This window comes from Vibrio sp. TRT 21S02 (assembly GCF_050113675.1).
In the GTDB taxonomy this organism is placed as follows: domain Bacteria; phylum Pseudomonadota; class Gammaproteobacteria; order Enterobacterales; family Vibrionaceae; genus Vibrio.
On the sequence record NZ_JBNJOI010000037.1, the window covers coordinates 1 to 9,843 of the forward strand.

The following is a 9,843-nucleotide window of genomic DNA, read 5'->3' on the forward strand; positions in this document are numbered from 1 at the left end:
ATACTAAAGTGATACTATTCTATCACTTTGAGTATAGCAAGCTCCATGACGGCTAACGCCGCATTAAGGTGCGAACAACGCTAAAACACCTAACCTAAATCACTGCACCTTAAACACTAAAACCGAGTTTAAACTAAAATCGCCAAGCGTTGTGAGTCACTCTTAAATGCTTTGTTATATTCCAGTTAATCGAGAGGCTGCCCATTTAATTAAATTCTTAATCGCTTCTGAAGCTCCTTTTCCGACCCCATCCTTCAAAACCATTTTATTCAGCTCGTCTATCGTTCTACTCGCTTCTTCGGTCTTGGTATTTACAGCTGCTATTTCTTTTGAGTTAGATTCAGATTTTTCGACGATCTCAACTAACTTCTGTGCAAGAGAAGCAATGTCATTATCATTCTTATTTAATTGATTTAATATCTCGCTTGTAAAATGTTTAGAGCTAGCAACAGCTAATGAAAGCTGCTCTTTAAACCACGCATTCTCTTTTTCTAAAGATTTGATTCTGCTGTCATGGTTAGTCTTTAGTATGAGATTAATATCTCTCTGTTGCTGAACTTGAATCTCAGCGAGGTTAAGTTGATTTTTCAACTCTAAGACTGCAACTGGATCCGTCGTTAATGTTTCAATCATAGCGGTACCAGAAATAACTTCAGAATATTGGTCCAAAAACTCTTCAACCTCATCCGTCTTACCATCTGGTGTTTTGATAATCATTGTAACCTTCATTCCATGTTGCTTTATGGAAACACTAACATCTTTTTCCTTGTACTTTCTTTTAAGCAGTCTGATGAAACCTTGCAAGATTGTAATTCCAGCCTCTTGATACTCCGGAGCAAAGTTCAGTTCACGTAATATCCTGTTTTTGGTAGCCTGATCTGTTAACTCTTCATGCTCTTTTAGTATTACTTCTCGATCCTTTTCGATTTTCCGTATGTGTTGTTTTAATTTCTCTTTTTCTTTTCTTCTCTTTTTTATCTCATCTTCAAGAGACTCTTTCTCTAGTAGTTGTTTTTCTTCGATTTCAGCCTCGATCTCTCGTTGTATCTCTATGAATCGCTTTTTCTTTTCCAACTCTGGCCATTTATGTTCCAAAGCTGGATACAATTCATCTATTGTTACTGCAAGTTTGAGAGCTATTCGAGCATACTCCTCTGGCTCTGCTTCAGCACCATTTTCAATTGCTGTAATCTTAGCAGTACTTACTCCAACAGAGTTTGCTAGTTCTTTTTTGTTAATCTTCTTTTTTATTCTGAACTGACGTACTTGATTTTCTGACATAACCTCTCCTTCGGAATATAACGCCCAATTAAGGGGTGAACAACGCCTCCACCCAACTTAACGCATTGTACCGAAAACACTAAATTTGAAGTAGAAGCAAAAATGCCGAGCGTTGTGAATCCCTCTTAAATTGCTTGTTATATTAATATGTGACCTACTCGTCCGAGCTTGTGATAATTTTGAACTTTTGCTCTGGTTCCATCCGGTACACAGTAATTTGAGTTGCATAAGTTAACAGATAAACACCAGCACCAATAGCACTGCATGATACTGTTATCACACTCACCTCATGGCGTAACATAACGACCATCACAGAACAGGGTAAAATAATTCCCATACCAAGCAGGCTCACCACAGAAACTATAGTCATCGTTTTCTGACGCCAACCACTGGCAAAAAAAGGAGATAGCTGATGATAATTAAATATGCTTGGATAAGCATATCGCCAGATTTCTAGGCTAGAGAGCTCAAGTTCATTTTTAAGCATATCTCTTAGCAATCGTTCATAGTTTATCGCTGCAATTGCGCGATACAGCATAAATGCATGTGATATTAGGGTTACACCAACAGCTAACCCATAGTCGAGCTTAAGTCCAATTAGAGGGACAGTTATTTTTTCTGAATTAGGTAGCAATAAAAACAGAGCCAGTGTAAAACTAATAAACATCAATAGTTTACTACTAGATGATGACAATTTCCCTGACTCCAAATACACTAATTTCTGTTCTGCGCTCATATACCCTCTATTTTGAAATTAATATAACGCCCAATTAAGGGGTGAACAACGCTACCACCCAAACCTAAAGTATTGTGCCATAAACACTAAATTTGAAGTAGAAGCAAAAATGCCAAGCGTTGTGAATCCCTCTTAAATTGCTTGTTATGCGCGTGGTTAGTCCAGCACTGGTCTGAAAAAGCTACGTTCATAGCTAATGATGCAATTTGTATCTTCAGCAAATTGAAAAGCAGCAATACACTCTTTGTCTTTAAATGAATCAGTACGATATGACTCGTAAGCTGCGAGACTTGGGAATGAAAACAAAGCTAAGGCCACATTATTAGCTCCTTCAGAAGGTAAGAAATAGCCGTGATGCTGCCCACCAAATTTTCCTACTAGTGGAATCCACATTTTCGCGTATTCTTCAAATTCACTAACCTTCGATGGATCAATGATATATCTTAGGTAACAAGTAACCATTTATTGAACTCCTTTCATCGTTTTTCCCATTAGCGCATAACGCCCAATTAAGGGGTGAACAACGCCTTACCCAAACCTAAAGCATTGTGCCATAAACACTAAATTTGAAGTAGAAGCAAAAATGCCGAGCGTTGTGAATCCCTCTTAAATTGCTTGTTAGCTGAAATTTTTGAACATTTTTCTGCCGCTCTTCCAACGTTGAATTGCTTTAGGGTTTTGGAACAATTTATGTAGCCCCTGAAGTAGCTCATATTTCTCAGCATCATCTTTGTTGTATTTAATCACCTGCTCCACCACAGAAAACTGTATATCCTGTTCAATCGATACCCTTGGATTTAAAGGGATACCCGCACTCATATCTGAGGGTTCATCGTATGACTGTTTACAAGCGGCCTTAGAGCAAGAATGGTAGCTAGCACAGGTCATTGGACGTACCGGATATATCGAGCATTTATGATTTTCCAGGAAAGGACATTCAACATTTACAACAAAATGCTCAGCTTCCGTCAAATCTTTTATTTTTTCGTACTGATTCCTAATTCGTTCAGTTATCTCTAGTCGCTTTTGGGTAGATAACTTTGAGCTAACGTATCGATGAATTGCGACTAATTCGTGAGCATAAGCAACAACTCTCAAATGACAGCAATGCGAGCAACCTGCATGGCATGCTGGTTTAGGATTCGAATTAAATGCCTCTACAAAAACCTCTTTTTCAGCAATAGATAATATTTCAAGTTCATCTGCATCCTTCTTGGCTTTGCGATACTTTAAATCGTAATCTACACAGCGCTTATTAAAACTTTCTTGCGATATCATAATTTTCCTTTCAGCTAACGCCAAATTAAGGTGTGAACAACGCTGACACCTTACCTAAAGCATTGTGCCATAAACACTAAACTCACTTGAAGTGAAGGCGCCAAGCGTTGTGAATCACTCTTAAATTTATTGTTAGGGCTGTGGCTGAAGGGACTGTTTTTCTTTGAAGTACAGATACATTGGGAGCCCGAACGACACACCAACTGACAAAGTCCCCAACACTGCAAAATATCGATACTTCACTTTATGTTTTTGCCCGTCCACTAAGATAAAGCCTATCAGAGCAATCGCACCAACCAAAACATCAAGCCAAGCCATTATACTAATGGGGTTTGCCACCGCTTCACTGAGCAAAAGGCTAATATCTAAGCCATTGGCAACTAGCCAAGGAACCAACGCTCCATAAGGTAGCAATATACCTAACAACGTAAGAACCAGATAAAACCTTACCATTTCGCCATCCTTGCAAATTTGTTGTAGTAAGCCCTAACGCCGCGTTAAGTAGTGAGCAACGCCACCACCATTCCTACACTATTGTGCCGTAATCACGAAAGCTGAATCAAACCGAAAATGCCGAGCGTTGCGAATCTGTCTTAAACGCTTTGTTATGTACGTTTCACTGCGACCACGGAATATGTATGCCAATGCTTCATTCTACCCAATGAAGTTTTCGCTGTTTCATCACGTTCAAAGAACCTGACTATTTCAAAGCCTGAGAACAAAGCCTTTACTTCTGATTCCGACAACGATGTTGTAGGGCTACGATAGTTGTTAGCCCAACTGTCTTTGAAACCCATGAAGTCACCAGCAAACACTCCACCGATTTCAATTGAAGATCTGATGTTGCTCCAAGTCGATGCAAATTGGTTTGGGTCAGCGAAGAACAAACTGGAGTTTGCGATAACTACACCAGACTTTGGATAATCGAACGACTCAAACGAGGACGCTGAAATATCCACTAATGACTTTGACCCGAACCGATCTTTACAAATAGCGACTGAATCAGGATTAATATCGAAACCATGAACTTGATAACCCTGTTGATCGAGGTATTCGATATCGCTGCCGGTTCCACAACCACAGTCAGTGGCTACTTTGAGGTTTGATTCGTTGAGTCTGACAGCAAATTCAGTACGTTTTGAATGTGGGCGAGATAGTGCCTTTTCGTAGTACTGACGCCAAATTTCAGCATTTTCATCCATAAATTTCTGATTTTCCGTAAAAGTACATAACGCCGCATTAAGGTGTGAGCGGCGCTTGGCTATACTTGAGCGAAGCGAAACTGCCAAGCGTTGCGAATCACTCTTAAATGCTTTGTTAGGCAATATTTCTCAGGTTGTTCATAAAGGATTCAAATACTTCCTTACCTTTCTTGGTGCTTTCTGAGTGGATTTCTAGATACTCAGTTTCATTGAGTTCTAGTTCCAGTTCGTCACGAACTGAAAGAAGTAAGTGGGGAGTTAGGTCATTAACCCGAAAGAACTCAGACATACAACGCTCTGTAAACTTTAGATGCTCTTCATTTTGTACTGCCCAGTTGATATTTATTTCAGACACAAACTGGTCTCTTGACTTACATTCGTTCTCAAAAGCCTTATTAACTCTGTCCCACGCGCCATTATCTGTAATACCCTCGAGGTTCATATTTTTCATAATGGTTAAGCAACGTTCAATTTCGTCATTGTGCTTTTTGTTGTAAGTTTCAAGGAACTCAATATGACTCTTTCGACTTATTAACCCCCCTCGCTCGAGGAAGAGACTCATATATGCAGCCCCCACTTCACCAGTAAAATTAGTCAAGCTTCTTACTGTTTTTTCCGTACCAACCATATTCATTTTGGCTATCTGCGCTGCGTTGGCAGAAAATGCGTCTGCTATAACTTGGTTTGGTATATCAAGATTACTCATCACTGCCAAAGCCCCTTGATACTTGCTCAAGGCTTCTACACTGTCGAGATATACTTCTTTTTTGAGGAGTTTTTCTCGCTCTATTGATGCAAGTCTTAATTGGTGGTTACTTTTTACTTCTTCGAGCATTTCAGCGTAACCAGACTTCACTTTTTCGACTTCACTAGTGATTTGTCCAATATCTTCTTTTGTAGCAAGATTTTTAGCTTTCTCAGAAAAGTAACTCGGTAAGAATGACTTCAATATAAAAAAGAGAAAGCCAGCTCCAACTATAGCTCCAATACCAAAACTTCCGAACATCTGGACTAAATCTTTCACGTCGCTAATACTCATTTTTACCTCTATTGCCTAACGCCCAATTAACGTGTGAGCAGCGCAAACACTGAACTTAAACATTGCGCCGTAAACACTAAACTCAACCCGAAGTGAAAGCGCCAAGCGTTGCGAATCACTGTTGAATTGTTTGTTATGTTTTACCACAAGTTACTGACTTAATTGAGAAAGAACTGCTATTTCTCACTGGTTTTCTAAGCTAAACCACAAGGCAAGAACCAACTTGGCCACCAAAGGCGATTAACCCAAAACCAGTAATTCCACTTCCCTGCCCAATGAGGCAACCCGACCAAGAAACAACAAGCGCCCTATCTTTCCAACCAAAGCGCAAAACAATGTTGAATTGCCGAGGCAACTGCCAAGCTGAAATGCTGCTTGGTAATGAACCTGAAAGCGACTTTGAGCCAGTTAAACAAGAAGCCAACCGCCACGACCTGACAATGAAGCAACCCGCGAACATTGGCATGTTTTACGGCCTGAGAGATTCAAGAACTTAGACCGACAATGCGGATTTGCTGAGTCAACTAGGGACGAATTGCCAGAGGGACAAAGAACTAGAGCCTAAGATATTTAAGCCCTTGAAATACAAGTAAACATAACGCCGCATTAAGGTGTGAGCAGCGTTTGGCTATACTTGAGCGAAGCGAAAGCGCCAAGCGTTGCGAATCACTCTTAAATGCTTTGTTATGAGCCTGCTGCATCAAGTAGCGACTTAACTTTCTGTTTTGCATAACCTTTCGCAAGATCTTTTGCTACAGAAATTGTTGTGTCTAAACTTGCATCTTTAAAGTTTGTTTGTATTTCTCTCCAAACATTCGGTTCATTTAATGACTCAATAAAGTCATGACCAAAAGCAGTTAACCTCAGCGGAACAACCGACCAAACCCTTTCACCACTCCCCATAAGCCTATAGCCCGCACCGCGTGATTGCTGGGTAGCAAACGACTCGATATATCCTTTATCAACTAGGAGGTCGGTGTGAAAAGCAAACTTATCATCGTCATAATGAAAGCCTTTCGCTTCCAATTCTCTTATATTGGTCAGCGGTCCTTCCGCACTTTCAAACGCCTCAAGCAAAGACTTTAGATACTCTTTATCGATCTTCATTAAAATTCCTCGTTGGCTCATAACGCCCAATTAAGGGGTGAACAACGCCTCCACCCAAACCTAAAGTATTGTGCCATAAACACTAAAACCGAAGTAGAAGCAAAAGTGCCAAGCGTTGTGAATCCCTCTTAAATTGCTTGTTAGCGCGCTTTTATGCCAAGTTCACTGCATTTATTGAGCAACTCACTTTGGCCTAGATTTAACAGAGGATGCACATCATCCCAGTTAGTTTTGCGCCCTTTTTCACCAGTTGTTTTTCCAGTAAGCAAACTAACTTGGTTCGATGCTTTATAACCAGCCTCATCTATCATTGATGCAATATTCTGGACCTTCATCTTAATTGAGGACAATGAACGACCACTAAAATCATTGATATCGCTTTCATCAAACTGGCTGCGACCAAATCTTGCAATATAAGTACAAAAGACAATCTCAGGTAACGTGTAATAATTTCTTGGTGCCATACTTTTAACCCTCACTAAAACATCAGAATAAGAATAGACCGATACCTTTTCCAATGTCATCCAGGATTTGACTGACCCAGCGCGCTAACGCCCAATTAAGTAGTGAGCAACGCTACCACCTGCCTAGACTATTGTGCCGTAATCACTGAAGCAGATTCAAACCAAGAATGCCAAGCGTTGCGAATCTGCTTGAATTGCTTGTTAGGGCACTGCTCTCAAAGATGACCACCTTACTAACCAGCCCTTTGAATTTACACGATTTTCAAACGTTTCTCGTGACCTTTTAGGATTATGTGTGACACAGTAACCAAATAAGGATTCGTAGCCAAAAGCTGCAATACATTCATAGTTATCAGGCGCAACTTGTCGAATGGCAACAGCTGTCTCTTGCTCTGGCCAATAGCTCATAGCATCAAGGGAGCTAGTGTAAGGTAAGTCGCCATTCCGAGTGTGCATGAGTGCTTGGTTACGAACTTGCCAGTTAATTTCTGGCATTAGATGCTTGAGCTGAGATTCATACTTTAAATATGCTTTTGGGTCGTTTTCGTCTGGAGCAAAGTAAATGACATCCGCGTCGTTCAATGGTGTTGCTACATCAAAGCTATGCAGTGCATCCCAAACAAGATTACGAACGAAACCAGCTGCAATATAGCATTGGGGTAAGCCCAATTTAGAGACGCATTCTAAGGCTGTAACTCTAACTGGATCTTGTTTGATTAATTCTACGATTCTATCCATTTCCGCCCTGTGCCCTAACGCCCTGTTAAGGTGTGAGCAACGCAATACCGAAGTTCCCGCATGCCACCTTAAACACTAAACACAACGCATAGTGAAAATGCCACGCGTTGCGAATCACTCTTAAACAGTTTGTTATGGCACTACTTTGCAGCCAACACCTTTGCTTTTCTCAACACTGATGCATACCTTTGTAGTGTTGAACTAATACCGAAACAAATTGACCAGTCACCCTCTTGTGGAGAGTAAAAATTAGCACCTTTTGAACGAGGATCTCGCAACAACAAACCTCGATTCATAAAATCCTCTGAATAAGCAAACAGTTCGTCAACATCGACACCTAAATTTAAAGCTTCAAAGTTTTGATTACTGATAGCGTAAATTGGGTATATAGATTTCGATTCGAGCTTTTTTAGCGATGCTAGCTTTATAAACAAGTTTATCTTCAAATCATCAATTCCATTAATACATGAAATAAACCTGATTTTTTCGCTTTCACTAAAATTGAATTGTTGATCATTTATAAAAGTTAAAGCGAGAGCCCTTAAACTAATTTCACTAGAGGTAGAAGTAATTGCAGCAGCGTAGTCAGCTAGAAGCTTTTGCGCACCTTTGCTATTTAAGAACTCGTTGAGCTCTGCTTGGGCATCAGGGCTCAAATACTCTATTTCAGAATCAATAGTATAGAGAAACTGCTTTAACCTATGTTCTGCATACAAATTGTGCGCTTCTTTCAAGATATTAAAAGTCGATTTCACTACAATATTTGTACTTTTAGACATCGATAGTTCCACACTTCACTCCTGTGCCATAACGCCGCGTTAAGTGGTGAACAACGCCAATCACCAAACCTAAACCATTGTACCTTAAACACTTAGCCTGACTGGAACTGAAATCGCCAAGCGTTGTGAATCCGTCTTGAACGCCTTGTTAGGCGAAGTTTCCCACCAGAGTTCAAGGTTGTTTGAAAGCAGATTACCCGAAACAAAATAAGCAACCAAGCACCCACTGACTTTTTGTGATTCAAGAACCACAAAACTCACTATGTTTCAGCCAAAATTCCAACGACCACGAAATGCGAATTTGCAGCGACTAAGTAGTTTTTGAACCTGAGAAACCCAAAGCTGCAAACTTAAAGCGAGAACGAAAACCTCGATTAACTTGCCCTTGCCACACTTTGAGCCAATTAAACTCGCCACTAACCGTCTCCAAAAACCAATGAGGCAACCCACGAATTTTGGCATGTATTACGGCAGGAGAGATTCAAGAATTTCAGCCGACAATGCCAAGTTGCCGACTTAGAAAAACGAATGCTCAAAGAGAACTAAGAAGATGAGAACAAAGAACTTTACTGCCCGTCGCCTAACGCCCAATTAAGTTGTGAGCAACGCTGCCACCTTACCCAAGCACTTCACCTTAATCACTAAACCAACTGAAACCAAAAGTGCCGAGCGTTGCGAATCAGCTTGAATTGCTTGTTATGTTTTACCACAAGTTACTGACTTAATTGAGAAAGAACTGCTATTTCTGACTAGTTTTCTGAAGTAAACCACAAGGCTGAAACCCACTTGACCGACAAAGGCGACCAACCTAAAACGTGTAATTCCACTTCCCTGCCCAATGAGGCAACCCAACTAACTTTCAACAAGCGCCCTGTCTTTCCAAACAAAGCGCAAAACAATGCTGAATTGCCGAGGCAACTGCCAAACCAAAATGCCAATTGACTAAGAACCTAGAAGCGACTTTGAGCCAGTTAAACCAGAAGCCAACCGCCACGACCTGACAATGAAGCAACCCGCGAACATTGGCATATTTTACGGGCTGAGAGATTCAAGAACTTAGACCGACAATGCGGATTTGCTGAGTCTACTAGGGACGAAATGACAGAGGGACAAAGAACTAGAGCCTAAGACCTTTAAGCCTTTGAAATGCAAGTAAACATAACGCCGCATTAAGGTGCGAACAACGCTTAGCACCTAACCTAAATCACTGCGCCTTAAA

Annotated in this window: 12 protein-coding genes; 1 reads left to right on the forward strand and 11 read right to left on the reverse strand. The window is 40.6% G+C overall.

Translation table 11 applies throughout. From position 1 onward, the window contains the following. Positions 1-174: 174 nt before the first annotated feature. The 7 genes from ACQEXU_RS21410 to ACQEXU_RS21440 all read right to left on the reverse strand — a co-directional run bounded on the left by ACQEXU_RS21410 (position 175) and on the right by ACQEXU_RS21440 (position 5,536). Entirely contained in the window at positions 175-1,281 is a 1,107-nt protein-coding gene (locus ACQEXU_RS21410) for a helix-turn-helix transcriptional regulator (protein ID WP_427012240.1), read from the reverse strand. Positions 1,282-1,435: 154 nt separating this feature from the next. Then, entirely contained in the window at positions 1,436-2,017 is a 582-nt protein-coding gene (locus ACQEXU_RS21415; protein ID WP_141180034.1) for a hypothetical protein, read from the reverse strand. 156 nt (positions 2,018-2,173) lie between these two features. Next, complete coding sequence (locus ACQEXU_RS21420) at positions 2,174-2,479, reverse strand: NIPSNAP family protein (protein ID WP_213904217.1); 306 nt, start codon at positions 2,477-2,479, stop codon at positions 2,174-2,176. A 156-nt stretch (positions 2,480-2,635) separates the two neighbouring features. After that, positions 2,636-3,295 (reverse strand): YkgJ family cysteine cluster protein, encoded by a 660-nt coding sequence (locus ACQEXU_RS21425; RefSeq protein WP_427012241.1) that lies wholly within the window; start codon positions 3,293-3,295, stop codon positions 2,636-2,638. A gap of 132 nt (positions 3,296-3,427) precedes the next feature. After that, a complete protein-coding gene (locus ACQEXU_RS21430; protein ID WP_039628183.1) occupies positions 3,428-3,748 on the reverse strand; it encodes a DUF2834 domain-containing protein in 321 nt (106 codons plus the stop codon). Between the two features lie 152 nt (positions 3,749-3,900). Then, positions 3,901-4,497 carry a class I SAM-dependent methyltransferase gene (locus ACQEXU_RS21435; protein WP_427012242.1) on the reverse strand — a complete coding sequence of 199 codons (597 nt, stop codon included), beginning with the start codon at positions 4,495-4,497 and terminating at the stop codon, positions 3,901-3,903. Between the two features lie 115 nt (positions 4,498-4,612). Beyond that, on the reverse strand, positions 4,613-5,536 hold the full coding sequence (locus ACQEXU_RS21440) for a chromosome partitioning protein ParA (protein WP_427012243.1): 924 nt from the start codon (positions 5,534-5,536) through the stop codon (positions 4,613-4,615). A gap of 335 nt (positions 5,537-5,871) precedes the next feature. On the opposite strand from ACQEXU_RS21440, the gene ACQEXU_RS21445 reads away from it, so the two are divergent. Next, positions 5,872-6,033: a hypothetical protein gene (locus tag ACQEXU_RS21445; protein ID WP_427012244.1), complete on the forward strand. Its 162-nt coding sequence runs from the start codon at positions 5,872-5,874 to the stop codon at positions 6,031-6,033. A 187-nt stretch (positions 6,034-6,220) separates the two neighbouring features. Here the strand turns inward: ACQEXU_RS21445 and ACQEXU_RS21450 are convergent, their stop codons facing one another. From ACQEXU_RS21450 to ACQEXU_RS21465, 4 genes are all read right to left on the reverse strand, one after another. After that, entirely contained in the window at positions 6,221-6,643 is a 423-nt protein-coding gene (locus ACQEXU_RS21450) for a DUF2513 domain-containing protein (RefSeq protein WP_152816029.1), read from the reverse strand. Positions 6,644-6,783: 140 nt separating this feature from the next. Continuing rightward, complete coding sequence (locus ACQEXU_RS21455) at positions 6,784-7,107, reverse strand: hypothetical protein (protein ID WP_053808975.1); 324 nt, start codon at positions 7,105-7,107, stop codon at positions 6,784-6,786. 201 nt (positions 7,108-7,308) lie between these two features. Then, a complete protein-coding gene (locus ACQEXU_RS21460; protein WP_140213294.1) occupies positions 7,309-7,845 on the reverse strand; it encodes a nucleotidyltransferase family protein in 537 nt (178 codons plus the stop codon). Between the two features lie 140 nt (positions 7,846-7,985). Continuing rightward, on the reverse strand, positions 7,986-8,624 hold the full coding sequence (locus ACQEXU_RS21465; protein WP_427012245.1) for a hypothetical protein: 639 nt from the start codon (positions 8,622-8,624) through the stop codon (positions 7,986-7,988). Positions 8,625-9,843: the final 1,219 nt, after the last annotated feature.